The organism is Streptomyces echinatus (assembly GCF_014203595.1).
Taxonomy (GTDB): Bacteria; Actinomycetota; Actinomycetes; order Streptomycetales; family Streptomycetaceae; genus Streptomyces; species Streptomyces echinatus.
Genome location: NZ_JACHJK010000010.1, coordinates 206,311 through 232,417, shown reverse-complemented (window position 1 = coordinate 232,417; position 26,107 = coordinate 206,311). Strand labels below are relative to the sequence as shown.

At 72.4% G+C, this 26,107-nt stretch carries 22 protein-coding genes and 1 riboswitch; of the genes, 15 read left to right on the top strand and 7 right to left on the bottom strand.

Annotation, left to right across the window (positions count from 1 at the left end; all coding sequences use genetic code 11):
* Positions 1-55: 55 nt before the first annotated feature.
* The 3 genes from FHS34_RS26905 to FHS34_RS26895 are packed head-to-tail and all read left to right on the top strand — an operon-like array spanning position 56 to position 2,830.
* A complete protein-coding gene (locus FHS34_RS26905; protein WP_184969958.1) occupies positions 56-871 on the top strand; it encodes an ABC transporter ATP-binding protein in 816 nt (271 codons plus the stop codon).
* Positions 861-1,724, top strand: a complete 864-nt coding sequence (locus FHS34_RS26900) for an ABC transporter permease (RefSeq protein WP_184969956.1) — start codon at positions 861-863, stop codon at positions 1,722-1,724. The genes FHS34_RS26905 and FHS34_RS26900 overlap by 11 nt, the downstream gene beginning before the upstream one ends.
* A gap of 50 nt (positions 1,725-1,774) precedes the next feature.
* Entirely contained in the window at positions 1,775-2,830 is a 1,056-nt protein-coding gene (locus FHS34_RS26895; protein ID WP_184969954.1) for an ABC transporter substrate-binding protein, read from the top strand.
* Positions 2,831-2,848: 18 nt separating this feature from the next.
* Here the strand turns inward: FHS34_RS26895 and FHS34_RS26890 are convergent, their stop codons facing one another.
* The 4 genes from FHS34_RS26890 to FHS34_RS26875 form a co-directional block, all read right to left on the bottom strand.
* A complete protein-coding gene (locus tag FHS34_RS26890; RefSeq protein ID WP_184969952.1) occupies positions 2,849-3,529 on the bottom strand; it encodes a response regulator in 681 nt (226 codons plus the stop codon).
* On the bottom strand, positions 3,529-5,223 hold the full coding sequence (locus FHS34_RS26885) for an ATP-binding protein (protein ID WP_184969950.1): 1,695 nt from the start codon (positions 5,221-5,223) through the stop codon (positions 3,529-3,531). The genes FHS34_RS26890 and FHS34_RS26885 overlap by 1 nt, the downstream gene beginning before the upstream one ends.
* A gap of 100 nt (positions 5,224-5,323) precedes the next feature.
* Positions 5,324-6,265, bottom strand: coding sequence for a ferredoxin family protein (locus FHS34_RS26880; protein WP_184969948.1), 942 nt, complete (start codon positions 6,263-6,265; stop codon positions 5,324-5,326).
* Between the two features lie 53 nt (positions 6,266-6,318).
* On the bottom strand, positions 6,319-7,575 hold the full coding sequence (locus FHS34_RS26875) for a citrate synthase (protein ID WP_184969946.1): 1,257 nt from the start codon (positions 7,573-7,575) through the stop codon (positions 6,319-6,321).
* A 112-nt stretch (positions 7,576-7,687) separates the two neighbouring features.
* Between FHS34_RS26875 and FHS34_RS26870 the strand changes: the two genes are divergently transcribed.
* Both FHS34_RS26870 and FHS34_RS26865 read left to right on the top strand, forming a co-directional pair.
* Positions 7,688-8,854, top strand: coding sequence for a citrate synthase/methylcitrate synthase (locus FHS34_RS26870; protein ID WP_184969944.1), 1,167 nt, complete (start codon positions 7,688-7,690; stop codon positions 8,852-8,854).
* A gap of 64 nt (positions 8,855-8,918) precedes the next feature.
* Entirely contained in the window at positions 8,919-10,016 is a 1,098-nt protein-coding gene (locus FHS34_RS26865; RefSeq protein ID WP_225817618.1) for a CobW family GTP-binding protein, read from the top strand.
* Here the strand turns inward: FHS34_RS26865 and FHS34_RS26860 are convergent.
* A complete protein-coding gene (locus FHS34_RS26860) occupies positions 10,013-12,469 on the bottom strand; it encodes a DNA gyrase/topoisomerase IV subunit A (protein WP_184969940.1) in 2,457 nt (818 codons plus the stop codon). The two genes, FHS34_RS26865 and FHS34_RS26860, sit on opposite strands and share 4 nt — an antisense overlap.
* Positions 12,470-12,786: 317 nt before the next feature.
* Here FHS34_RS26860 and FHS34_RS26855 point away from each other — a divergent pair, with 317 nt between their 5' ends.
* From FHS34_RS26855 to FHS34_RS26840, 4 genes are all read left to right on the top strand, one after another.
* Positions 12,787-14,184, top strand: coding sequence for a M16 family metallopeptidase (locus FHS34_RS26855; RefSeq protein WP_184969938.1), 1,398 nt, complete (start codon positions 12,787-12,789; stop codon positions 14,182-14,184).
* Entirely contained in the window at positions 14,181-15,569 is a 1,389-nt protein-coding gene (locus FHS34_RS26850) for a M16 family metallopeptidase (RefSeq protein WP_184969936.1), read from the top strand. The genes FHS34_RS26855 and FHS34_RS26850 overlap by 4 nt, the downstream gene beginning before the upstream one ends.
* A 210-nt stretch (positions 15,570-15,779) precedes the next feature.
* Positions 15,780-15,939, top strand: a riboswitch (cyclic di-AMP (ydaO/yuaA leader).
* A gap of 12 nt (positions 15,940-15,951) precedes the next feature.
* Positions 15,952-16,707, top strand: a complete 756-nt coding sequence (locus FHS34_RS26845) for a M23 family metallopeptidase (protein ID WP_184969934.1) — start codon at positions 15,952-15,954, stop codon at positions 16,705-16,707.
* A 197-nt stretch (positions 16,708-16,904) separates the two neighbouring features.
* On the top strand, positions 16,905-17,591 hold the full coding sequence (locus FHS34_RS26840) for a GntR family transcriptional regulator (protein WP_184969931.1): 687 nt from the start codon (positions 16,905-16,907) through the stop codon (positions 17,589-17,591).
* Between the two features lie 181 nt (positions 17,592-17,772).
* Here FHS34_RS26840 and FHS34_RS26835 read toward each other — a convergent pair whose 3' ends face one another.
* Positions 17,773-18,054, bottom strand: coding sequence for an HPr family phosphocarrier protein (locus tag FHS34_RS26835; RefSeq protein ID WP_014675499.1), 282 nt, complete (start codon positions 18,052-18,054; stop codon positions 17,773-17,775).
* Positions 18,055-18,232: 178 nt separating this feature from the next.
* Here FHS34_RS26835 and FHS34_RS26830 point away from each other — a divergent pair, with 178 nt between their 5' ends.
* The 5 genes from FHS34_RS26830 (at position 18,233) to FHS34_RS26810 (ending at position 24,094) form a co-directional block, all read left to right on the top strand.
* Positions 18,233-21,163, top strand: coding sequence for a bifunctional acetate--CoA ligase family protein/GNAT family N-acetyltransferase (locus FHS34_RS26830; protein ID WP_184969929.1), 2,931 nt, complete (start codon positions 18,233-18,235; stop codon positions 21,161-21,163).
* Positions 21,164-21,418: 255 nt separating this feature from the next.
* On the top strand, positions 21,419-21,586 hold the full coding sequence (locus FHS34_RS42755) for a hypothetical protein (protein ID WP_225817619.1): 168 nt from the start codon (positions 21,419-21,421) through the stop codon (positions 21,584-21,586).
* A 1-nt stretch (position 21,587) separates the two neighbouring features.
* Positions 21,588-22,184, top strand: a complete 597-nt coding sequence (locus FHS34_RS26820; RefSeq protein WP_184969927.1) for a DUF5998 family protein — start codon at positions 21,588-21,590, stop codon at positions 22,182-22,184.
* Positions 22,184-23,374: an alkaline phosphatase family protein gene (locus FHS34_RS26815; RefSeq protein ID WP_184969925.1), complete on the top strand. Its 1,191-nt coding sequence runs from the start codon at positions 22,184-22,186 to the stop codon at positions 23,372-23,374. The genes FHS34_RS26820 and FHS34_RS26815 overlap by 1 nt, the downstream gene beginning before the upstream one ends.
* 69 nt (positions 23,375-23,443) lie before the next feature.
* The gene (locus tag FHS34_RS26810) at positions 23,444-24,094 is read left to right on the top strand and encodes a thymidine kinase (protein ID WP_184969923.1); all 651 of its coding nucleotides are present in this window, start codon (positions 23,444-23,446) and stop codon (positions 24,092-24,094) included.
* A 4-nt stretch (positions 24,095-24,098) separates the two neighbouring features.
* Here the strand turns inward: FHS34_RS26810 and FHS34_RS26805 are convergent, their stop codons facing one another.
* Complete coding sequence (locus tag FHS34_RS26805) at positions 24,099-24,890, bottom strand: VOC family protein (protein ID WP_184969921.1); 792 nt, start codon at positions 24,888-24,890, stop codon at positions 24,099-24,101.
* 318 nt (positions 24,891-25,208) lie between these two features.
* Here FHS34_RS26805 and FHS34_RS26800 point away from each other — a divergent pair, with 318 nt between their 5' ends.
* Complete coding sequence (locus tag FHS34_RS26800) at positions 25,209-26,060, top strand: sulfurtransferase (protein ID WP_184969918.1); 852 nt, start codon at positions 25,209-25,211, stop codon at positions 26,058-26,060.
* The last annotated feature ends 47 nt before the right edge of the window (positions 26,061-26,107 follow it).

Genomic DNA, 26,107 nt, shown 5'->3' with positions numbered 1-26,107 from the left:
GCTTGTTCTCACAAGACTCCTGTGGTGGCCGGATCCACACCTACCGTCCCGGCCCATGAGCGCACACACCAGCCCCGCCATCGAGCTGCGGGGCGCGAGCAAGACCTTCAGAACCCCGTCCGGGGGACTGCACACGGCCGTGCGCGGTCTGGACCTCACCGTGGGGCGCGGGGAGTTCGTGGCCGTCGTGGGCCCGACCGGGTGCGGCAAGTCCACCACGCTGACCCTGGTCAGCGGTCTGGAGGAGCCCACCGAGGGCGACGTGCTGGTGGCCGGGGTGCCGGTCGCCGGTGTCGGCGACAAGGTCGGCTTCGTCTTCCAGCAGGACGCCACCTTCCCCTGGCGGACGGTCCTGTCGAACGTCATGGCGGGCCCGCGTTTCCGGGGCGTCCCCAGGGCGGAGGCCAAGGAGAAGGCCCGCGAGTGGCTGGCCCGGGTGGGACTCGCCGCGTTCGAGGACCGCTATCCGCATCAGCTCTCCGGTGGTCAGCGCAAGCGCGTCGCCCTGGCGGCCACGTTCGTCAACGACCCCGAGATCCTGCTGATGGACGAGCCGTTCTCGGCGCTCGACGTACAGACCCGGGCGCTGATGTCGGACGAGCTGCTGGAGCTGTGGGAGGGCACCGGCGCCTCCGTCGTCTTCGTCACCCACGACCTGGAGGAGTCCATCGCGCTGGCCGACAAGGTCGTCGTGATGACCGCCGGACCCGCGACCGTGAAGCAAATCTTCGACATCGACCTGCCCCGCCCGCGGAAGGTCGAGTCGGTGCGCCTGGAGCCGCGGTTCATCGAGATCTACCGCGAGATCTGGGAGTCCCTCGGCGAAGAGGTCCGCATCACCCGTGAGAGAGGTGCCGCCCATGTCGCCTGAGGTTCTTCAGCCCCCGGTCGTCGACACCGCGAAGACACCCGGCCGCGCGCAGACCCGCGCCCGGGCCGCGCGCAGGCGCAGGGTCCTCGTCAACGCCGCGCGCGTGGTGCTCCTGGTGGCGGTCCTCGGACTGTGGGAGGCGCTGTCCCGCACCAAGGTCATCGACCCGTTCAACTTCTCGATGCCCTCGAAGATCTGGGACCAGATCCATGTATGGGTGACCCATGGGACAGCGTTGGGATCCCTGGGCGAACAGATCTGGTACACGCTGTACGAGGCACTGCTCGGCTGGGGCCTCGGTGTGGTCACCGGTGTACTTCTCGGCATTGCGCTCGGGCGGATCAGATTGCTCGCCGAGATTCTTGGTCCCTACATCAAGGTGCTCAACTCGATCCCGAGGATCGTCCTGGCGCCCATCTTCCTGATCTGGTTCGGCCTCGGTCCGTCCTCCAAAGTGGCCTCGGCCGTGGTGCTCGTCTTCTTCCCCGTGTTCTTCAACGCCTTCCAGGGCGCCCGCGAAGTGGACCGCAACCTCGTGGCCAACGCCCGGATCCTGGGCGCGAGCGACCGCCGGGTGACCCTTCAGGTGGTCGTTCCGTCGGCCACCTCCTGGATCTTCACCAGCCTGCACGTCAGCTTCGGCTTCGCGCTCATCGGCGCCATCGTCGGCGAGTACATCGGCGCGACCAAGGGCATCGGCCTGCTCGTCGCGCAGTCGCAGAACACCTTCAACGCGGCCGGTGTGTACGCCGCGATGGTCATCCTCGCCGTCGTCGCTCTGGTCGCGGAGGGTCTGCTGACCTTCGCCGAGCGCCGCGTCTTCCGCTGGAAGCCGGCCGGCTCCGACAGCTGAACGGCCCCTGTCTCCGCCCCGCACCGCTCTCCCACAAGGACGTGAACCCCATGCGCAAGACCGCCCGATACGCCCCCTTGGCCGTGGCCGGACTGCTCGCCCTCTCCTCGCTCACCGCCTGCGCCAACGACGCGGCGAGCTCCACGGCCGACACCGGCAGCGGCGGGGGCGGCAAGGGCGAGTCCGTCAAGATCATGGTCGGCGGCCTGGACAAGGTCATCTATCTGCCCGCGATGCTCACCCAGCGGCTCGGCTACTTCCAGGCCGAGGGGCTGAACGTGCAGCTCCTCAGCGAGCCCGCCGGCGTCCAGGCCGAGACCGCGCTCGTCTCCGGCCAGGTGCAGGGAGCGGTCGGGTTCTACGACCACACCCTCGACCTGCAGGTGAAGGGCAAGGCGGTCGAGTCGGTCGTGCAGTTCTCGCACGCGCCCGGCGAGGTCGAGATGGTTTCGGACGAGGCGGCCGGCGACCTCACCTCGCCCGAGGACTTCAAGGGCCGCAAGCTGGGCGTCACCGGGCTCGGCTCCTCGACCGACTTCCTCACCAAGTACCTCGCGGTCAAGAACGGAGTGAAGGTCAGCGACTTCACGCCGGTCGCGGTGGGGGCCGGCCCGACGTTCATCGCGGCGCTCCAGCAGGGCGCGATCGACGGCGGCATGACCACCGACCCGACCGTCGCGACGATCCTGGACAAGAAGGCCGGGAAGATCCTCATCGACATGCGCACCCCCGAGGGTTCGCAGCAAGCGCTGGGCGGGCCGTATCCGTCGTCAAGCCTGTACATGCAGACGGACTGGGTGAACGGACACAAGGACACCGTCCAGAAGTTGGCCAATGCATTCGTCAAGACGCTCAAGTGGATGTCCACGCACAGCGCCGACGAGATCGCGGCCAAGATGCCCGCCGACTACTCCCAGGGCGACAAGGCCCTGTACGCGCAGGCCGTCAAGAGCACCCTTCCCATGTTCACCGACGACGGTGTGATGCCCCAGGGCGGCCCCGAGACCGTTGAGAAGGTCCTCAAGGCGTTCAACCCCAACATTCAGACCGCGAAGGTCGACTTGAGCAAGACCTACACGACAGAGTTCGTCAAGGCGGTCAAGTGACCACCGCATGAACCCCGCTCAGGCGCGGGTCGCCCACACGTAACGGTGTTCCGGGCGGCCCGCGTCGCCGTACTTGAGGCTCAGCCGGGCCCGGCCGGTCCGTTCCAGGAGCTTCAGATACCGTTGCGCGGTCTGCCGGCTCACCCCCGTCCGCTCCGCGATCTCCTGGGCGGACAGGGGGCCTTCGGCGCTCAGCAGCGCCTGACGCACCAGCTCGGCCGTCGTGGGGGAGTGCCCCTTGGGCAGCCGGGGTTCCGACGGAGCGGACAGGGCGCCGAAGATGCGGTCCACCTCCGCCTGCTCGGCCTCGCCCCCGCCGTCCAGGGTCCGCCGCAGCTCGGCATAGGCCTCCAGCTTGGCCCGCAGGCCGGCGAAGGCGAACGGCTTCACCAGGTACTGCAACGCCCCCTGCCGCATGGCGGCCTGCACCGTCGACACGTCCCGCGCCGCCGTCACCATGATCACGTCGGTCTGGTGGCCGCGCCTGCGCATCTCCTGGACGACCGCGAGGCCCGTGTCGTCGGGCAGATAGTGGTCCATCAGGACGAGATCGAGCTTCGGCAGGGTCTCCACCCGGCGCAGCGCCTCGGCCGCGTTGTGCGCCTCGCCGGCCACGTGGAAGCCCGGCACCTTCTCCACGTAGGCCGCGTTGACCCGGGCCACCCGGGTGTCGTCGTCCACGACCAGGACCTCGATCATCACGCCTCCTCCTCGGCGACGGCCGGGACGTTCGCGGTCTCCGTGGCCGGCTCGGCCGCCCCGGTGAGCGCCGGTTCAGGCTCCGGCTCGGTCAGCGCCTCGGGCAGGACGACGGTGAACTCCGCGCCTCCGCCGTCCGCCCCGCTCACGGTGGCGCTCCCGCCCTGCCGTTCGGCGAGCCGCCGCACCAGGGAGAGGCCGATGCCCCGCTTGCCGTGCGCGGGCGGCTTCTTGGTGGACCAGCCATCCGTGAAGATCAACTCCCGTTGGTCCTCCGGGATCCCGGGGCCCGTGTCGCGCACCCGGAGAACGACGGTGCGGCCCTCCGCGTGCAACTCGGCCTCCACGCGCGCGTGGAGTGTGCCCGCGACCGCGTCGAGCGCGTTGTCGACGAGGTTGCCCACGACGGTGACCACTCCCCGCGGGTCGATCAGCCGGTCCGGGAGCCGGGTCCGCTCCGACACCCACAGGGCGACCCCGCGCTCGGCCGCCACCGTCGCCTTGCCGACCAGCAGCGCGGCCAGCAGCGGGTCCTGGATCTTCTCCGTGACCTGCTCGGCGGTGACCCGGTGGTCCCCGACCACCTCACCGACGAACTCCACGGCGTCGTCGTACATCTCCAGCTCCAGCAGCCCCAGCAGGGTGTGCATGCGGTTGGCGTGTTCGTGGTCCTGGGCGCGCAGGGCGTCGATCAGCCCGCGCGTCGAATCGAGTTCGCGCCCCAGTTGCTCCAGCTCGGTGCGGTCGCGCAGGGTGGCCACGGCGCCACCGTCGTCGGTGGGCATGCGGTTGGCGACCAGGACCCGCTGGCCGCGCACGGTGAGCAGATCGGTGCCGGTCACCCGGCCGGCCAGCACGTCCGTCGTACGGCCCGCGCCGAGGGCCTCGTCCGGGGTCCGCCCCACGGCCTCGTCGCCGATGCCCAGCAGCCGCCGTGCCTCGTCGTTGAGCAGGCGGACCCGGCCGCCGTGGTCCAGGGCGACCACACCCTCCCGGATGCCGTGCAGCATCGCCTCGCGCTCCGCGAGCAGCGCCGAGATGTCGGAGAAGGCCAGGTCCCGGGTCTGCCGCTGGACCCGGCGCGAGATCAGCCAGGCGGCCAGCGCGCCCACCGCGAGCGCGCCGCCGGCGTACGCGAACAGTCCCGGGATCGCACTGATCAGCCGCGCCCGCACACTGTCGTAGGCGATGCCGACCGAGACCGCGCCGACGATGCGGTGGTCGGCGTCGTACAGCGGCACCTTGCCGCGCGCCGAGCGCCCCAGGGTGCCCTTGTCGATCTCCATGACCTCGTTGCCCTTCAAGGCGTCGGAGGGACTGGTGGATACGGGCCGGCCGATCTCCGAGACCGTGGGGTGCGACCAGCGCACCCAGTGCTCGTCCAGCACCACGATGTACTCCGCGTGCGTGGCGCGCCGGATCCGCTCGGCCTCCCGCTGCACCGGGCCGTTCCTGGTCGGCGGGGTGGTACGGACGCCCTCGGCGATCTGCGGGTCCTGGGCCGTGGTCTCGGCGATGGCCAGTGCGCGGCGCATCGCCTCCTGGTCCAGCTGCTTGCTCAGCGGCGCCAGGAAGAGCCCGGTCGCGAGCACCGCCACGCCCGCGGCGATCGCCACCTGCATCAGCAGCACCTGGGAGAACATCCGCCGGGGCAGCCCGAGGCGCGGACGGCGTGCGGGGGGAGTGGGGCTCATGTCCCCGACCGTACGTGGGGCCGCCGGAAGGACCCCAGGGGGGTGTGGTGTGGATCTCTTGATCGACTATTGACCCCAGCGATCAATTGTTGAGATCCGGCTAGCTCGCCAGCGCCGTAGGCCGCAGTTCGCGCACCTCGACCACGTCCATCCGCGCGGGCGCGCCCAGCACCGCCGCGCCGCAGCTCTCCGGGCGGGGCGGCAGCGACGCCCCCTGCGCCACGGTGACCCGCCACCGGCGGCCGTCGGTGTGGGCGACCGTGACCTCCCGGCGCGCGGCCGTGCCGGCGGTCCGCACGACGGTCAGCACTCCCGCCCGGTACTCGCCCACGGCCGACCGCACGGCCAGCTCCGCCGCCTGTCCGGGCCGTTCCCACGCGGAGCACCCCCGGCACCCCTCGACCACCACACGCCCCTCCCGGACACCGTCCAAGGCCTCCTTGACGGTGTGGACCTCGGCGCGGCCGTAGGCGTAGCCGTACGGCAGGACGAGCACCGTGGGCGCGAACCGATGTCCACCCAGATGGGTGACCTCCCAGACGCCGCGCACCCCCGAGGCGACCAGCTCCGTGGCGAGGGGGCGGCCCAGGAGGGCGCAGCAGCGGTCGCGCTTGCCGTTGGTGCACACGAGCGCCAGCGGGTCCCCCCGATGCGGCCGCCCGTCGAGCACCGCGCCGAAGGAACGGTGGTCGCCCGCCCCGAGGGCGGAGAAGTCGAGGTCGAGCAGCCGCCGGGGATCACGGGTGGTGGCGCCGTGCAGCCACACACGCCCGGGAACGGTGTGTGCGGCGTACACCTGCCGCATCGGGGGCGTGCCGGGGTCCGCGTGGCGTCCGGGGTGCCGGATGAGCGCGATACGGACACCGGTTCCGTCGGCGGCGGCCTCCAGCGCCCGGCCCAGAGCGGGGTCCAGGTGGCTGGAGGTGAGCGCCTTGGCACCCCACGGGCCGGGCTGTTCCAGCAGCAGCCACGTCGTCGCCGTGGCAGCCGTGCCGGACACCGGTTCGTCAAGGCTCCGGGAGACGGTCGCACACCTACTCACAGAGGTGAGCCTAACCTGACTCGTCCGGAGGGGACTTCCGGGCCCTGCGTGTCCTACTCCGGGAGGGGCTGCGGCGGGCGCGGACCGACGTAGTGACCGCTGGGGCGCATGCGCAGCGGGCGCTCGCCGTACTCCTCCAGGGCATGGGCGATCCAGCCCGCGGTCCGGGCGACGGCGAAGATCGTCTCGCCGGCCGTGGACGGCATGCCGCAGGACGCGGTGAACACCGCCAGGGCCAGGTCCACATTGGCGTGCAGCGGGGTGTGCCGGGCGGTCGTGGCGACGATGTCACGGGCCGCGAGCAGCGCGGACTCCGCGCGCGGGACCTGTTCCAGCAGGCCGAAGAGCATCCGCGCGCGCGGGTCCTCACCGGTGTACAGCCGGTGGCCGAGGCCGGGGACGCGGCGGCCGGCGCGCAGCTCCTCGGCGATCACCGGGACGGCCGTGCCCTGGTCGAGCACGTCCAGGAGCATCCGGTGGGCCAGCCCGCTGGCCGCGCCGTGCAGGGGGCCCTCCAGCACGCCCAGCCCGGCCGACACGGCCGCGTAGGCGTGGGCGCGGGCCGAGGCGGCGACCCGGACGGCGAGCGTGGACGCGGCGAGGTCGTGGTCGGCGAGCAGGGCGAGCGCGGTGTCGAGGACCCGCAGGGAGGCCTCGTCGGCGGGACGGCCGGTCAGCCGGCCCCACAGCCGGTGGGCCAGCGGACCGGTGTCCTTGTGCTCGTGCCGGGCCGGCGGCAGCGCGGCGACGAGGGTGGGGATGAGGGTGCGCGCCGTGTTCAGCACGGCGTCCTCGGAGAGGTCGAAGCGCAGCGGGTCCTCGGCCGCCGCGGCGATCGCCGCCACCCGCAGCCGGTCGACGGGGGAGGCGTGTCCGGACAGGGCGTCCACCGCGCGGCGGGCGACCCGCACGGTGTCCTCGGGCGCGGTGAACGACACCCCCGGGGCCGGCCGGCCGGTCCACAGCCACTCCGCGACCTCCTCGTAGGAGTGACGGGCGGCCAGCTCGACGGCGTCCACACCCCGGAAGAAGTACCGGTCCCGGTCGATGAGCGTGATCCGCGTGCGGACGGACAGATCGCCGCCGGAGCCCGGACTCCCGGCGGCCTCCCGCCGGTTGCGGCGGGCCAGTGTCTCCACCTCCCCGGCCTCGAAGGTGCTGGCCCGGCCGCCGGGTTCGCGTCTGCTGCTGAGCAGGCCGCGGCTCACGTACGCGTAGACCGTCTCGGGCTTCACGCCGAGCAGTTCGGCGGTCTCCTTGGTGGTCAGCCGGCGCCCGGGACGGTGAGGAGCGGTGTCGTGGTCGCGCATGGGGTCACCGTAGTCGCATCTGTACACGTTGATGGACCTGCATTGATCCGATCAACATTGACAGAAAGTTCGTCAAGCCTGGACAGTCGGATCAAGTCCAGGGAGGAAAACCATGACCATCAACAGGGCCGCCACCCCGCTCATCGACGCCCCGCGCGGCCTCGCGGGCGTCGTCGTCGCCGAGACCGAGGTCGGTGACGTCCGGGGCAGGGAGGGCTTCTACCACTACCGTCAGTACTCGGCCGTCGACCTCGCCCGCACCCGCAGCTTCGAGGACGTCTGGCACCTCCTGGTCCACGGCACGCTCCCCGACGCGCGGCGCGGCCCCGCCTTCGCCGCCGAGACCGCCGCGCTGCGGCGCCTGCCCGAGGACGTCCGCGCGGCACTGCCCGCCATCGCCGAGGCGGGCCGGCTGTCCGGACCCCTGGCCGGACTGCGCACGGCACTGTCCCTGCTGGGCGCCGCCCAGGGCTTCCGGCCGGTCTACGACATCGACGCCGACCGGCGGCGCGCCGACACCGTGGCGGTCTGCGCGGCCGTACCCACCCTGCTCACCGCGCTGTACCGGCTCGGCCGGGGGCTGGACCCGGTCGAACCGCGAGAGGACCTCTCGTACGCGGCCAACTACCTGTACATGCTGACGGGTTCGGAACCGGACCCGCGCCGGGCCCGTGCCGTCGAGCAATACCTGATCTCAACCATTGACCACGGATTCAACGCGTCAACCTTCACCGCACGCGTCATCGCCTCCACGGGCGCCGACGTCGCGGCCTGCCTGACCGGTGCCCTCGGTGCCCTGTCCGGGCCGCTGCACGGAGGCGCGCCCAGCCGGGCCCTGGACACGCTGGACGCGATCGGCACGCCCGGCCGGATCGACCCCTGGATCCGTGAGCGGGTCCTCGCCGGTGACCGGATCATGGGCTTCGGGCACGCCGTCTACCGCACGGAGGACCCCCGCTCGCGGATGCTCCGGGAGATCGCCCTGGGCTTCGGCGGTCCGCGGGTGGACTTCGCGGTGGAGGTCGAGCGCCGCGTGGAGGCGATCCTCGCCGAGCTGAAGCCCGGCCGCGAGCTCCACACGAACGTCGAGTTCTACGCCGGTGTGGTCATGGAACTGTGCGGCCTGCCCCGGGAGATGTTCACCCCCACCTTCGCCGCGGCACGGGTGGTCGGCTGGAGCGCCAACATCCTGGAACAGGCGGACGACTCGAAGATCATCCGCCCGGCGGCCCGCTATGTCGGCCCCCAGCCGCCCGTCGCGGTCCCCGCCGCCGGCTGACGCACCAGCCTCCGGGGCCCTCTTATCCTGGTCCGCAGCAGGTTCACAGGAGAGAGGTCCCCCCTTGGCGAACAGCTTGGCGAACAGCCAGGACAGCAGCCGTAGTCCGCAGCAGATCCCGGTCGTCGTGCTCGCCGGCTTCCTGGGGTCGGGGAAGACCACACTCCTCAACCACCTGCTGCACCGCAGCGGAGGCAGCCGGATCGGGGCCGTCGTCAACGACTTCGGCGCCATCGAGATCGACGCGATGGCCGTCGCCGGCGCCCTCGGCGACTCGACCGTCTCGCTGGGCAACGGCTGTCTGTGCTGTGCCGTCGACGCGAGCGAACTCGACCTCTACCTGGACCGGCTGGCGGCGCCCGCCGCCGGCATCGACGTGATCGTCATCGAGGCCAGCGGGCTGGCCGAGCCCCAGGAACTCGTGCGGATGGTGCTCGCCAGCGAGCATCCGGGCATCGTCTACGGCGGTCTCGTGGAGGTCGTGGACGCCGCCGAGTTCGACGACACGCGCGCGAAGCACCCCGAGATCGACCGGCATCTCGCCCTCGCCGACCTGGTCGTCGTCAACAAGCTCGACCGTGCCGACGACACCGGCCGGGTCCTGGAGCTCGTCCGCTCGCTCACCGACCGCGCGGCCGTCGTCCCCGCCACCTACGGCCGTATCGACCCCGAGTTCCTCTTCGACTGCCGGCCCGGCGAGGAGCGCATCGGACAGCTGTCCTTCGACGACCTCCACCCGCACGGGGAGGACGGGCCCGGCCACGCCGGACATCTGCACACCGGCTACGACAGCCTGTCCTTCGCCTCCGATGTCCCCCTGGAGCCCCGCCGGCTCATGCAGTTCCTGGACAGCAGGCCCGAGGGGCTGTACCGGATCAAGGGGTATGTGGACTTCGGGCCGTACGACCCCGGCAACCGGTACGCCGTGCACGCCGTCGGGCGGTTCCTGCGTTTCTACCCGGAGCCCTGGGCGCCCGGCGAAGCCCGCCTCACCCAGCTCGTGCTGATCGGCTCGGGCATCGACGCGGACGCCCTCGGCAAGGAACTGAAGGCGTCCGAGAACGACGCCCCACACGCCGACGAGCGTGGCATGTGGGGCGTCCTGCGCTACGTACAGGGACCGGACGAAACGGAAGCCGATCTCGAGGATCCGCCCGTCTAGAGCACCGGTCCGGCCACCACCGCGACCGTCTTCGGCAGCGACGTGCCCGAACCGTCCCGGCGCGGGTCCGGCTCCGGCAGTTCCACCGGGGTGCCGTTCTTCTGCGCCGCGAGCGCGGGCACCCGGCCCGCCCAGGCCAGCGACAGGCAGTCCTCGCCCTTCAGGAACCGCTGGCAGCGCACGCCACCCGTGGCGCGGCCCTTGCGCGGGTACTGGTCGAACGGCGTCAGCTTGGCCGTCGTCTGCACCGAGTCGTCCAGCGTGCCGCGCGAGCCCGCGACCGTGAACACCACCGCTTCGGCGGCCGGGTCGATCGCCGTGAAGGAGATCACCTTCGCGCCCTCGGTGAGCTTGATGCCCGCCATGCCGCCCGCCGGGCGGCCCTGCGGACGGACGATGGAGGCCTGGAAGCGCAGCAGCTGCGCGTCGTCGGTGATGAACACCAGGTCCTCCTCGCCGGTGCGCAGCTCCACCGCACCGACGATCCGGTCGCCCTCCTTCAGCGTGATGACCTCCAACTCGTCCTTGTTGGACGGATAGTCGGGCACCACACGCTTGACGACACCCTGCTCCGTGCCGAGCGCCAGACCCGGGGACGACTCGTCCAGCGTGATCAGGCAGATCACCGTCTCGTCGCCCTCCAGGGAGACGAACTCCGCCAGCGGGGCTCCTCCGGAGAGGTTCGGCGCGGTCGCCGCCTCGGGCAGCTGCGGCAGGTCGACCACGTTGATCCGCAGCAGCCGGCCGTCCGAGGTCACCGCGCCGATCACGCCGCGCGCCGTCGTCGGCACCGCCGAGACGATCACATCGTGCTTGACGCGCTTGCCACCCGCCTCCGGGAGCGGCTCGCCGGTCGCCGTACGGGCCAGCAGCCCGGTCGAGGACAGCAGCACCCGGCACGGGTCGTCGGCCACCTGCAGCGGCACCGCCGCCACCGCGGTGCCCGCGGCCTCCAGCAGGACCGTCCGCCGGTCGGTGCCGAACTTCTTGGCCACGGCCGCCAGTTCGGCCGAGACCAGCTTGCGCAGCTCCGCGTCCGAGTCCAGGATCCGGGTCAGCTCCGCGATCTCCGCGGTGAGCTTGTCCTTCTCCGCCTCCAGCTCGATCCGGTCGAACTTCGTGAGCCGGCGCAGCGGCGTGTCGAGGATGTACTGCGTCTGCACCTCGCTCAGCGAGTAGCGCTCCATCAGGCGCTGCTTGGCCTGCGCGGAGTTCTCGCTGGAGCGGATGATCCGGATGACCTCGTCGATGTCGACCAGCGCGGTCAGCAGGCCCTCGACCAGGTGCAGCCGGTCGCGCTTCTTGCCGCGGCGGAACTCGCTGCGGCGCCGGACCACGTCGAAGCGGTGGTCCAGGTAGACCTCCAGCAGCTCCTTCAGGCCCAGGGTGAGCGGCTGGCCGTCGACCAGGGCGACGTTGTTGATGCCGAAGGACTCCTCCATCGGGGTCAGCTTGTACAGCTGCTCCAGGATCGCCTCCGGCACGAAGCCGTTCTTGATCTCGATGACCAGGCGCAGCCCGTGCTCGCGGTCGGTGAGGTCCTTGACGTCGGCGATGCCCTGGACCTTCTTCGCGTTGACCAGGTCCTTGATCTTCGCGATGACCTTCTCGGGGCCGACCGCGAAGGGCAGTTCCGTGATCACCAGGCCCTTGCGGCGGGCGGTGACCGTCTCGATCGAGACCGTGGCACGGATCTTGAAGGTGCCGCGGCCGGTCGCGTACGCGTCCCGGATGCCGTCCAGGCCGGCGATCCGGCCGCCGGTGGGCAGGTCCGGGCCCGGGACGTGCTTCATCAGCGCGTCCAGGTCGGCGTTCGGGAACCGGATCAGGTGGCGGGCGGCGGCGATGACCTCGCGCAGGTTGTGCGGCGGCATGTTCGTCGCCATACCGACCGCGATGCCCGACGAGCCGTTGACCAGCAGGTTCGGGAAGGCGGCGGGCAGGGCCACCGGCTCCTGCTCCTGGCCGTCGTAGTTCGGCGTGAAGTCGACCGTGTCCTCGTCGATCGACTCGGTCATCAGGCTCGTCGCCTCGGCCATCCGGCACTCGGTGTACCGCATGGCGGCCGGCGGGTCGTCGTTGCCCAGCGAGCCGAAGTTGCCGTGGCCGTCGACCAGCGGCACGCGCATGGAGAACGGCTGCGCCATGCGCACCAGGGCGTCGTAGATCGACGCGTCGCCGTGCGGGTGGAGCTTGCCCATGACCTCGCCGACGACACGCGCGCACTTCACGTAGGAGCGTTCGGGGCGCAGGCCCATCTCGTTCATCTGGTACACGATCCGGCGGTGTACCGGCTTGAGGCCGTCGCGGGCGTCCGGCAGGGCGCGCGAGTAGATGACCGAGTAGGCGTACTCGAGGTAGGAGCCACGCATCTCGTCGACGACGTCGATGTCGAGGATCCTCTCCTCGAACGAATCGTCGGGCGGCGGGGTCTTCGTGCTGCGGCGGGCCATCGCTGCCGGCTCCTCCTGATCTGGTCGCTCACCGAGGGGGCGCGCACCCTCCGGCTCGCTCTTGCTGAAGCGATTGACTGATCTGTCGCGGACCATTGTGGACCGCGGCACTGACAACCCGGGCCACGACCCGGTCTGCGTGGGCCCGCCGCGCGCCCGCAGGGCGTCCGGAGGGGGCCGGACGCAGGCTACGCGATCCGCTCTGGGCGTACGGCCCGCGGGAACTTCGCCGAGCCCCCGCACGCTTTGCATACAGTGGCAGGAACGGCAGGAAAAGCGCGGTTTCCACAACCGCCTCCGCTCGCGAAGGGACGTACATGCCCATGGGTCACACGACCACAGCCGAGGCAGGCTCCGGGGGCCTGACAGCGACCGAGCACCGCCTGGCCAACGGTCTGCGCGTGGTGCTCTCCGAGGACCACCTGACCCCGGTGGCGGCGGTCTGCCTCTGGTACGACGTCGGTTCGCGCCACGAAGTCAAGGGACGCACCGGTCTGGCTCACCTCTTCGAGCACTTGATGTTCCAGGGCTCCGCGCAGGTCACGGGCAACGGACACTTCGAGCTGGTGCAGGGCGCCGGCGGCTCGCTGAACGGCACCACCAGCTTCGAGCGCACCAACTACTTCGAGACCATGCCCGCCCACCAGCTGGAGCTCGCCCTCTGGCTGGAGGCCGACCGCATGGGCTCGCTGCTGGCCGCGCTGGACGACGAGTCCATGGAGAACCAGCGGGACGTCGTCAAGAACGAGCGCCGCCAGCGCTACGACAACGTGCCGTACGGCACCGCCTTCGAGAAGCTGACCGCCCTGTCCTACCCGCAGGGCCACCCGTACCACCACACGCCGATCGGCTCGATGGCGGACCTGGACGCGGCCACCCTGGAGGACGCCCGCCAGTTCTTCCGCACCTACTACGCGCCGAACAACGCGGTGCTCTCCGTGGTCGGCGACATCGACCCCGAGCAGACGCTCGCCTGGATCGAGAAGTACTTCGGCTCCATCGCGTCCCACGACGGCAAGCCCGCGCCCCGCGACGGCTCCCTGCCGGACGTCATCGGCGAGCAGAAGCGCGAGGTCCTCGTCGAGGAGGTCCCGGCGCGCGCCCTGATGGCCGCCTACCGGCTCCCGCACGACGGCACGCGCGCGTGCGACGCGGCCGACCTCGCCCTGACCGTCCTCGGCGGCGGCGAGTCCTCCCGCCTCTACAACCGGCTGGTGCGCCGGGACCGTACGGCCGTCGCCGCCGGCTTCGGTCTGCTGCGCCTGGCCGGCGCGCCCTCCATGGGCTGGCTGGACGTGAAGACCTCCGGTGACGTCGAGGTGCCGGTCATCGAGGCCGCCATCGACGAGGAGCTGGCCCGGTTCGCCGAGGAAGGGCCCACGCCCGAGGAGATGGAGCGCGCCCAGGCCCAGCTGGAGCGAGAGTGGCTGGACCGGCTCGGCACGGTGGCCGGCCGCGCCGACGAACTGTGCCGGTACGCCGTCCTGTTCGGCGACCCGCAGCTCGCCCTGACCGCCGTGAAGCGCGTTCTTGAGGTCAGCCCGCAGGAGGTCCAGGAGGTCGCCAAGGCCCGCCTGCGGCCCGACAACCGAGCGGTCCTCGTCTACGAGCCCAAGTCCCCGGAGACCGTCGAGGACGCCCGGGTCCCCGAGGACCCGGAGCGCGAAGCGACCGTAGAGGCCGGCAACGACAGCGACGAGGAGACGGCCAAGTGACCGAGCTCGCCACCATGGAGTTCCACCCCCAGCCGCAGGCCGGCGAGGCCAAGCCCTGGGCGTTCCCGGCCCCCGAGCGCGGCACGCTGGACAACGGCCTGACCGTGCTGCGCTGCCACCGCCCCGGCCAGCAGGTCGTCGCCGTGGAGGTACTGCTGGACGCGCCCCTGGACGCCGAGCCGGCCGGCCTGGACGGCGTCGCCACGATCATGGCGCGGGCCTTCTCGGAGGGCACCGACCGGCACTCCGCCGAGGAGTTCGCCGCCGAGCTGGAGCGCGCGGGCGCCACCCTCGACGCGCACGCCGACCACCCCGGCGTCCGGCTCAGCCTGGAGGTCCCGGCCTCCCGCCTGGCCAAGGGCCTCGGCCTGCTCGCCGACGCCCTGCGCGCGCCCGCCTTCGCCGAGAGCGAGGTCGAGCGGCTGGTGCGCAACCGTCTGGACGAGATCCCGCACGAGCTGGCCAACCCCTCCCGCCGGGCCGCCAAGGAGCTGTCCAAGGAGCTGTTCCCGGCCGCCTCGCGCATGTCCCGTCCGCGCCAGGGCACCGAGGAGACGGTCGAGAAGATCGACGCGCCGGCCGTACGCGGCTTCTACGACCGCCATGTGCGGCCCGCCACGGCCACCGTGGTCGTGGTCGGCGACCTGACCGGCGTCGACCTGGACGCGCTGCTCGGCGAGACCCTGGGCGCCTGGACCGGCACCCCGGGCGAGCCCCGGCCGGTGCCGCCGGTGACCGCCGACGACACCGGGCGCGTGGTCATCGTGGACCGTCCCGGTGCCGTCCAGACGCAGCTGCTCATCGGCCGCGTCGGCTCCGACCGGCACGACCGCGTGTGGCCCGCCCAGGTGCTCGGCACGTACTGCCTCGGCGGCACCCTCACCTCCCGCCTGGACCGCGTCCTGCGCGAGGAGAAGGGCTACACGTACGGCGTGCGGTCCTTCGGCCAGGTCCTGCGGTCCGCGCCGGAGGGCACGGGCGCGTCGATGCTCGCCATCAGCGGCTCCGTCGACACGCCGAACACGGGCCCGGCGCTGGACGACCTGTGGAAGGTGCTGCGCACCGTGGCGGCGGAGGGCCTGACCGACGCCGAGCGGGACGTCGCCGTGCAGAACCTCGTCGGTGTGGCCCCGCTGAAGTACGAGACCGCGGCCGCCGTCGCGGGCACGCTGGCCGACCAGGTCGAGCAGTACCTGCCCGACGACTTCCAGGCGACGCTGTACCGGCAGCTGGCCGCCACCGGCACGGTGGAGGCCACCGCGGCCGTCGTGAACGCGTTCCCGGTGGACCGTCTGGTGACCGTCCTCGTCGGTGACGCCTCCCAGATCAAGGCACCGGTCGAGGCGCTCGGCATCGGTGAAGTGACCGTGGTGGCGGCCGAGTAGCGGCACGCGCGCGTGGGGCCCTGACGACCTACGGATCGTCAGGGCCCCTGCTGTTCCACTCTTTCCTCCAGATGCCCGTTTTGGGGCGGAGGTTGCCTGTCTGCCCTGTGGGATGCGCTACAAAAGGGCCGATCTGTTTGAGGATTGAAAGCGCGCCCCCTTAGCGTCGTCCAGGCTGTTCGTCAGGCAGTGCGCCGCGCCCGCGGCACCGGACAGTCATCGCCGAGTCCCCGTACGGCGCGAGCCAGGGGAGCCGGGGACCCACGTCCCTGGGGTGAATCGGGCGCCCGCGCGGCAGCGAGGGGGCCCGTAGGAGACCTTCCTGCTCCGAACCCGTCAGCTAACCCGGTAGGCGAGAGGGAAGGAAAGGACCAGCCACTACATGGCGTTCATGTGCGCCACCGGGAAGCACCGCAAGCCCGGCCGGGTCAAGCGGACGACCGCTCAGGCGGCCGGCGTCGCGGCCCTCACCACCACCGGTGTGATCGGTACCCTCGCCGCCTCCCCGGCGCTCGCCGCCGAGAACACCGCGGAGCAGACCGGCCTCATCCCGGTCCTCGCCGCGACCGACGACGTCGCCGAGCAGATCGACGCGCAGGCCGCCGCCCAGCAGCATGCCGCCGACCAGAAGGCGGCCGAGGAGGCCGCGGCGAAGGCGGCCGCCAAGCGGGCCGAGGAGGTACGCGCGGCCAAGGCCCGCGCCGCCCGCGAGGCCGAGCGCAAGCGGCTGAACGCCTTCACCGCCCCCATCGCGCAGTCCTACGTCTCCACGGGCTACCAGGCCAGCAGCTCCCTGTGGTCCTCCGGCTCGCACACCGGCGTCGACTTCCATGCGGCCAGCGGCACGACCGTCCACGCCGTGGGTTCCGGCACGGTCGTCTCCACGGGCTGGGGCGGCGCGTACGGCAACCAGATCGTGATCCGGATGGCCGACGGCATGTACACCCAGTACGGGCACCTGTCCTCCATCGGTGTCACGGTGGGCCAGAAGGTCGTCCCGGGCCAGCAGATCGGCCTGTCCGGCGCCACCGGCAACGTCACCGGCCCGCACCTCCACTTCGAGGCGCGCACCACCCCCGACTACGGCTCCGACGTCGACCCGGTCGCCTATCTGCGTCACCACGGCGTGAACGTCTGACGCGCACCGCAAGCCCTTCGAAGCCCCGGCTCACCGAGCCGGGGCTTTCGTCGTTCTTTCGCGTCGTCCGCCGGGCCGCTGTCCAAAAAATATCCATGGATCGGCGCCCGCCGTCGGAAATTCCGGCTCATTGGAATAGAGTCACGGAAACACAAGTCCGTCGTGGCGTTTCACGGGGATCAAGGCGGAGGTCGGTCATGCGTATTCCGGCGCATTCGGTGTGCACCGCGGTCCGGGACGACATCGTCGCCGGCGTCCACGAGCGCGGCAGCCGCCTCACCGAGGAAGTCCTGGCCCGCCGCTACGGCGTCTCGCGCGTCCCCGTGCGCGAGGCGCTGCGCACGCTGGAGGCCGAGGGCTTCGTGGTGACCCGGCGGCACGCGGGCGCGTGCGTGGCCGAGCCGACCGAGCAGGAGGCCGCCGACGTGCTGGAGATGCGGTCGCTGCTGGAGCCGCTGGGTGCCGCACGGGCGGCCCAGCGGCGTACCGAGGCCCACCTCAAGGTGCTGCGTGGCCTGGTCAGGCTCGGCCAGGAGCGGGCCAGGACGGGAAACGGCGCCGATCTGCGCTCGCTGGGCGGCTGGTTCCACGAGACGCTCGCCCAGGCCTCCGGCAGTCCCTCGCTGACCCTGATGCTGACCCAGCTGCGGCACAAGATCGCCTGGATGTACGTGGCGCAGGCGCCGCCGAGCCCGGTGGACTCCTGGGCGGAGCACGGCGCGATCGTGGACGCGGTGGCGCGCGGGGACGGTGAACGCGCGCGGACGCTCACGGCACTGCACACCGAGCGCGCGACGAGGGCGCACCGGCTGCGCCTTTCCGGCACCGCGGACCGTGTGAGGACTTCGCAACACGCCGTAAACACGTCGGGCCCGCGGTATTAACACCGACGCCGTATACAAAGAAGAGTTATTCGGCGGAGGTGTTTCCGCGATTTTCCGCTGCCCTTTTCGTGCCGTGAATTGCGCAGGGTGATCGTCTCGGGTGCCGGTGGGGAATTCGGCCGGCCGGGAAAACGCGGAAGCCGCGCCGCCCGGTACGGACGACGCGGCTTCCGGGTCCCGCTCAGACGGTCTCGGGCAGCTCTTCCAGGCCCTCGGAGACCAGCTTGGCCAGACGGTCGAGGGCGGCGTCCGCGCCCTCGGCGTCGGAGGCGAGGACGATCTCCTCGCCACCCTGGGCGCCCAGGCCCAGGACGGCCAGCATCGAGGCCGCGTTGACGGGGTTGCCCCCGGCCTTGGCGATCGTCACCGGGACGCCTGCGGCCGTGGCGGCTCGGACGAAGATGGAGGCGGGGCGGGCATGGAGGCCCTCGGCCCAGCCGACGTTGACGCGGCGCTCAGCCATGTGTTGCTGCCCTTCAGTGCTCAGGGTTGTCTAGACCAGTTTCCCACATCGTGAAGCGTGCCCGGAGAGGACCTTCGTTCCCTCGCGGTGTGGCCCCGGACCGCGGCCTCGGTCCGGCTTGTCGTCCTCCACAGACTGCCTCGCGCTGTTGTCCTACGCGAGCCGTACTCTGGGGCCCATGCAGACCTCGGCGGACCGGCAGGACCGGCACCAGTACCCCGCCCACTGGGAGGCGGACGTGGTGCTGCGCGACGGTGGCACCGCACGCATCAGGCCCATCACCGTTGATGACGCCGACCGCCTGGTCAGTTTCTACGAGCAGGTCTCGGACGAGTCGAAGTACTACCGCTTCTTCGCGCCGTACCCACGGCTCTCCGCCAAGGACGTCCACCGCTTCACGCACCACGACTTCGTGGACCGGGTGGGTCTCGCCGCCACCGTCGGCGGCGAGTTCATCGCCACCGTACGCTACGACCGCATCGGCGCCGACGGCATGCCCGCCTCCGCGCCCGCCGACGAGGCCGAGGTCGCCTTCCTGGTGCAGGACGCCCACCAGGGCCGCGGCGTCGCCTCCGCCCTGCTGGAGCACATCGCCGCCGTCGCGCGCGAGCGCGGCATCCGCCGCTTCGCCGCCGAGGTGCTGCCCGCCAACAACAAGATGATCAAGGTGTTCACCGACGCCGGCTACACCCAGAAGCGCAGCTTCGAGGACGGCGTCGTCCGCCTGGAGTTCGGCCTCGAACCCACCGACCGCTCCGTCGCCGTGCAGCGCGCCCGGGAGCAGCGCGCCGAGGGTCGCTCGGTACGGCGGCTCCTCGCCCCCGGCTCCGTCGCGGTCGTCGGCGTCGGCCGCGCCCCCGGCGGCGTCGGCCGCAGCATCCTCGGCAACATCCGCGACGCCGGCTACGCGGGCCGGCTGCACGCCGTGAACAAGGCCTTCCCGGAGGACCTCAAGGAGGTCGACGGGGTGCCCGCGTACCGCTCGGTGCGGGACATCGACGGGCATGTGGACCTCGCCGTCGTCGCCGTACCGGCCGAGCTGGTGCCCGCCGTGGTCGCCGAGTGCGGCGAACACGGCGTCCAGGGGCTGGTCGTGCTCTCCGCCGGATACGCCGAGAGCGGTCCCGAGGGACGCGAACGGCAGCGGGCCCTCGTCCGGGCCGCGCGCGCGTACGGCATGCGGACCATCGGCCCGAACGCCTTCGGGATCATCAACACCGCCCCCGACGTCCGGCTGAACGCCTCCCTCGCCCCCGAGATGCCCCGGCCCGGCCGCATCGGACTGTTCGCCCAGTCCGGCGCCATCGGCATCGCCCTGCTGTCCCGGCTGCACCGGCGCGGCGGCGGGGTGACGGGGGTCACCGGCGTGTCCACGTTCGTGTCCGCCGGCAACCGCGCCGACGTCTCGGGCAACGACGTCCTCCAGTACTGGTACGACGACCCCGAGACCGACGTCGCCCTCATGTATCTGGAGTCCATCGGCAACCCCCGCAAGTTCACCCGCCTCGCCCGGCGGACGGCGGCGGCGAAGCCGCTGGTGGTGGTGCAGGGGACCGGAACGGCTCCGCCGGGGCACACGGTCCGGGCCACCCGGCTGCCGTACGCGACCGTCTCCGCGCTGCTCCGGCAGGCGGGCGTGATCCGGGTCGACACGATCACCGAGCTGGTCGACGCGGGGCTGCTGCTCGCCCGGCAGCCGCTGCCCGCGGGGCCGCGCGTCGCCATCCTCGGCAACTCGGAGTCGCTCGGCGTGCTGACGTACGACCGGTGTGTCGCCGAGGGTCTGCGGCCGGCGCGGCCGGTGGACCTGACGACCGGGGCGACGGCGGAGGACTTCCACCGTGCGCTCGCCGCCGCGCTGGCGGACGACACGAACGACGCCGTCGTCGTCACGGCGATCCCGGCGATCGGGGAGGCCTCGCCCGGGGACGCGGAGCTGGCGGAGGCGCTGCGGTCGGCCGCGGCCGCTGTGCCGGGGAAACCGGTGCTGGTGGTGCACGTGGAGCTGGGGGGACTGGCGGAAGCGCTGTCCGCCGCGGCCAGCACGGCCCCCCGTGCCTCCGACATGGCTCCCGCAACCGGCACGGCTCCCGCAACCGGCACGGCTCCCGGAACCCACACGGCTCCCGGAACCCCGGGCCGAGCCCCCGCCCCCCCGTCCCGGGAGGACGCGCGCCCCGGGAGCCGGCTGTCCGACGCGGTGTCGGAGCGGCCGCCGGGCGCGGTGCCGAATCCTCCGGAAGGCCCCCGTCTCATCCCCGCCTACCCCGCCGCCGAGCGCGCCGTGCGCGCCCTCTCCGAAGCAGTGGGGTACGCGCGGTGGCGGCGGGAGGCGGCCGACCCCGGGAAGGTGCCGGAGTACGACGACATCGACGAGAGGGCGGCCGCCCGGCTGATCCAGGGGCTGCTGGAGCGCGGCGAGGGGCTGACCATCTCCGCCGCCGAGACCTGCGAGCTGCTCGGGAAGTACGGCGTCCACGTCCGCCGGGCGCTTCCCGCGCCCACCCCCGGCGCCGCCGTCGAGGCCGCCCGCGCGCTCGGCTACCCGGTGGCCCTCAAGGCCACCGCCCCGCACCTCAGGCACCGCGCCGACCTGGGCGGCGTACGGCTGGACCTCGCGGACGAGGAGCAGCTGCTGCGGGCGTACGCCGAGCTGACCGAGCTGTTCGGACGGCCGGAGGAACTGCGCCCGGTGGTCCAGTCGATGGCGCCCCGGGGCGTCGACACCGTCGTCCGCGCGGTGATCGACCCGGCGGCCGGGGCCGTGCTGTCGTTCGGTCTGGCCGGGGCCGCTTCCCAGTTGCTCGGGGACATGGCCCACCGGCTGATCCCCGTCACCGACCGGGAGGCGACCTCGCTCGTGCGGTCCATCCGCACCGCCCCGCTGCTGTTCGGCTGGCGCGGCTCCACCCCCGTCGACACCCCCGCGCTGGAGGAGCTGCTGCTGCGGGTGTCCCGGCTGGTCGACGACCATCCGGAGGTGGTCGCGGTCACCCTGGAGCCGGTCGTCGTCGCCCCGCACGGCGTGAGCGTTCTCGGCGCCACCGTACGGATCGCGCCGCCGCCCGTCCGCGACGACCTCGGCCCGCGCACGATGCCGGCCTACTGAGCGGGGAGGGGGGACCTGGCATGGAGATCGCCGGGCGCCGGCTGCCCGGGAGCAGCTGGTGGGACCGGGAAGTGATCGTCCGGGACGGCGGCGGGCGGCTGCACCTGGCCGCCGGGTACGACCTCACCCCCGACCACGGCCTGGAGCCCGCCTTCGTGTCCCCTCCGCCCGGCCTCCAGGACCCCGTCTTCCGTGCGCCCATCGCCGAGGCGGCGGCAGGCCCCGCGCGGCGGCCGGGCGAAACTCCGCCCCCCCGTGGTCGCCTTCGAAGCGGACGCCGGCGGCCGGGAACCCGTCTCCTGCCCGGTGGCCGCCGAGCGGCTGGACGTCCTGCCGCGGCTCGTCCCGGGGCACCCCGCGAGCGAGGCCCAGGCCTCCCCGGGTGTCGCCGACTGGCCCGGACCCCCCTTGCCCACGGATTAGGATGGACGCCATGGCCAAGACCAGTACGACGACCCAGGGGCTGCGCGCGGCGATCGAGCGCAGCGGCTACTACCCGGCCCTCGTGGCCGAGGCGGTGGAGGCCGCTGTGGGCGGCGAGCCCATCCGGTCGTACCTGGTCCACCAGGAGACGACGTTCGACCAGAACGAGGTGCGCCGGCACGTGACCGTGCTGGTCCTCACCGGCAACCGCTTCATCGTCAGCCACACCGACGAGCAGGCCGCCGACAGCACCTCCCCGACGCCCTACGCCACCACCTCCACCGAGTCCGTGAAGCTGGACCGGATCTCCTCCGTCGTGGTCAGCCGGGTGGTCGCGAACCCCGAGCAGTACACGCCGGGCACGCCGCCCCGCGAGGTCGTGCTGACCATCGGCTGGGGCGCGGTCAGCCGCATCGACCTGGAGCCCGCCGCCTGCGGCGACCCCAACTGCGACGCCGACCACGGCTACACGGGCAGCTCCACGGCGGACGACCTCAGCCTGCGGGTCAGCGAGGCGGGGGACGGCCCGGAGACGGTGCGCCAGGCGCTCGCCTTCGCGCAGTCCATCTCGGAGGCGACCGCGGACGTCACGCGCTGATGTCCCAGCTCTCCGCCTGGGACCACCCCGAACCCCTCGCCCTCGACTCCGCGCCGCTGCCCGAGTACGGCACCGGCTCCCTGGCCGACCTGCTGCCCACGCTGGCCGCCGGCATGGGTGTGCCCGGCCTGACCGCCACCATCGAGGAACTGACCGCCGCCGACCGGGTCTGTGTCTTCCTGGTCGACGGTCTCGGCTGGGAGCAGCTCAGGGCGCACCCGGACGAGGCTCCGTTCCTCACCTCCCTGCTCGGCACCTCGCGCGGCGGCACCGGCCGCCCGCTCACCGCCGGCTATCCGGCGACCACCGCGACCTCCCTCGCCTCCGTCGGCACCGGCCTGCCGCCGGGCGCCCACGGCCTGCCGGGCTACACCGTGCGCAATCCCGGCACCGGCCAGCTGATGAACCAGCTCCGCTGGCAGCCGTACACGGAACCGCGCCCCTGGCAGCCGTACCCCACCGTCTTCCAGCTGGCCCACGAGGCCGGCGTGCACGCCGCGCAGGTGTCCTCGCCCACCTTCCAGCACACCCCGCTCACGAAGGTCGCGCTCAGCGGCGGCACCTTCGTCGGGCGGCTCACCGGCGAGGACCGCATGGACCTCGCGGCCGAGCAACTGGCCGCCGGCGACCGCTCTCTGGTGTACACGTACTACGCCGAGCTGGACGGCTCCGGCCACCGCTACGGCGTCGCCTCCGACACCTGGCGCGGCCAGCTCATGTGCGTCGACCGGCTCGCCCAGCGGCTGGCCGAGCAGCTGCCGCCGCGCAGCGCCCTCTACGTCACCGCCGACCACGGCATGGTCGACGTGCCGTTCGACGAACAGCACCGCATCGACTTCGACGAGGACTGGGAGCTGCGGGCCGGCGTCGCCCTGCTGGGCGGCGAGGGCCGGGCCCGGCACGTGTACGCGGTGCCCGGCGCCGAGAACGACGTCCTGACCTGCTGGCGCGAGGTGCTGGGGGAGCAGTTCTGGGTGGCCTCGCGGGACGAGGCGATCGCGGCCGGCTGGTTCGGGCCGAGCGTGGACGAACGCGTGTACCAGCGGATCGGTGACGTGGTCGCCGCCGCGCACGACGACGTCCTGCTGATCGCCTCCGAGCGCGAACCGAAGGAGTCCGCGCTGGTGGGCAACCACGGCTCCATGACCCCGGCGGAACAGCTCGTCCCCCTCCTCGAAGTACGCTCCTGACACCCCCTGACCCCGTGCCGCGCCCCCGCACACGATCCTGACGACTTGCCGAAAGGTGCTCAACTCCTCATGCCCGAGCTGGTGTTCTTCTCCGGAACGATGGACTGCGGGAAGTCGACGCTGGCTCTGCAGATCGAGCACAACCGGTCCGCGCGCGGTCTGACCGGCATGATCTTCACCCGTGACGACCGCGCCGGCGAGGGCAAGCTGTCCTCCCGGCTGGGCCTGGTCACCGACGCGGTGGAGGTCGAGGACGGCCAGGACCTGTACGCGTACCTGGTGGACCATCTCTCGCAGGGCCGCCGGGCCGACTATGTGATCGCGGACGAGGCGCAGTTCCTCGCGCCCGAGCAGATCGACCAGCTGGCGCGCGTGGTGGACGATCTCGGCCTGGACGTGTTCGCCTTCGGCATCACCACCGACTTCCGCTCCAAGCTCTTCCCCGGCTCCCAGCGGCTGGTGGAACTGGCCGACCGGATCGAGGTGCTCCAGGTGGAGGCGCTGTGCTGGTGCGGCGCCCGCGCCACGCACAACGCCCGCACGATAGGGGGCGCGATGGTGGTCGAGGGCGCCCAGGTCGTCGTCGGCGACGTCAACCACTCAGCCGACGAGATCGGCTATGAGGTGCTGTGCCGCCGCCACCACCGGCGCCGGATGACCGCCGCGTCGGCCCGCGCAGCGGCCCTGTCCCCGGACGTGCTGCCCGTGCCGTCCCCCTGAGGGCTCAGCTCGGGTTCTGCACCACCGAGAACTCGGCGCCCTCCGGGTCCGCCACCGTCGCCACCCGCCCGTGCGGGCTGTCGTGGGCCGGCCTGAGCACCCGGCCGCCCAGCTCGATGACCTGCCGCAGCGTCGCGTCGACGTCCGCGGCCTCGAAGTACGTCTGCCAGTGCGGCCCCCGGTCGCGGGGCAGGCCGTGGCCCAGGCCGTGCAGCCCGGCCACCGGACGGCCGTCCAGGTGCAGGGTCAGATAGTCGAAGTCGGCGGAGACCACCGGCTCCTCCGTGTAGCCGAACACGGACGTGTAGAACTTGGCGACGCTCTCCGTCTCGAAGGTGAGCAGTTCGTTCCAGACGGGCGTGCCGGGCACCCCGGTGATCGCCGTGCCGAGATGCGCGGTGCCCTGCCAGAGCCCGAACACCGCCCCGGAAGGGTCGGAGGCGATCGCCATCCGCCCGGCCTCGGCGGCGTCCAGCGGGCCGACGGCCACCGTGCCGCCGCACAGCCGTACCGTGTCGGCGGTCTGGTCCACGTCGTCCGTGGCGAGATACGGCGTCCAGGCGACCGGCAGCCGGCGGTCCGGCGGCAGGTGGCCCATGCCCGCCACCTCCCGCCCGTCCAGCAGCGCCCGCACGTACGGGCCGAGCTGCTGCGGGCCCGGCCGGAACTCCCAGCCGAACAGCTCACCGTAGAACTCCTCGGTGGCGTCCAGCGCGTGCACCATCAGGCTCACCCAGCAGGGTGTGCCGGGCACGCGCCCCGCGTGCGGACCGGCCGACTCCCGTGCCTCGGTCATCGATCACTCTCTCCCCGGCCCCTCGTGGTGGCCGTGTCGCTTCCGCTCCCCGGAAGGGGTGTCCACGCCGTCGGCGCGTACTCCCGTGCCGGTGCCCGCATCCTCCACGGTGCCGGGGGCGGTACCGCGCCGCTCGGCGACACCTCCGAGAGAATGCCTGATATGCCGTCTTTCGCCACTTCCAGACGATGGCCGACGGATGTCCGTCGGCTGTACAGCCCGTGCTCGATCCCGTACGCCTCGTGATCGAGCCTGTCCGGCCGAGCAGAGTAGCCGGACCTGGACGCAACGGCCACCCCTGGCGTATGGATGGACGCCATGAGAGCCATCATCACCGCATCCGAACTCGCTCATGAGCTGACCGGGGGCGCCCCGCCCCTGTTGCTGGACGTGCGCTGGCAGTTGAGCCTGGCGAAGGCCGCGGGCGCGCCGGCCTTCGACGGCCGGGCCGAGTACGCGGCCGGGCACATCCCCGGCGCGGTCTTCGTCGACCTGGACCGGGAGCTGGCCTCCGCACCCGGTGCGAGCGGCCGGCACCCGCTGCCCGACCTCGCGGAGTTCGGTGCCGCGATGCGCCGTGCGGGTGTGTCGGCGGGCCGGCCGGTCGTCGTGTACGACGGCGGACAGGGCTGGGCGGCCGCGCGCGCGTGGTGGCTGCTGCGCTGGACGGGTCACCCGGACGTGCGGGTGCTCGACGGCGGGTTGCCGTCCTGGCGGGGCGAACTGTCCACGCGGACGCCGGCGCCGGCCGAGGGCGACTTCGCACCCGCGCCCGAGGCCGTGGGGCGGTTGGACGCCGACGCCGCCGCGGTGCTGGCCCGCACGGGTGTGCTGCTGGACGCCCGCGCGGGGGAGCGGTACCGCGGTGAGGTGGAGCCGATCGACCGGGTCGGCGGGCACATCCCGGGCGCGGTGTCGGCGCCGACGACGGAGAACGTGGGCCCCGACGGCCGCTTCCTGCCCGCGGCGGAACTGAGGGACCGTTTCAAGGCCCTGGGAGTGTCGGAGGACACCGAGGTGGGCGTGTACTGCGGTTCGGGCGTCTCCGGCGCGCACGAGGTCCTCGCGCTGGCGGTGGCGGGCATTCCGGCGGCCCTGTACGTCGGTTCCTGGTCCGAGTGGTCCTCGGACCCGTCCCGGCCGGTGGCGGTGGGGGCGGATCCGCAGTAGCGGGACAGCCCGGTGAGGGGGCACGCGCGCGTGCCCCCTCACCGATG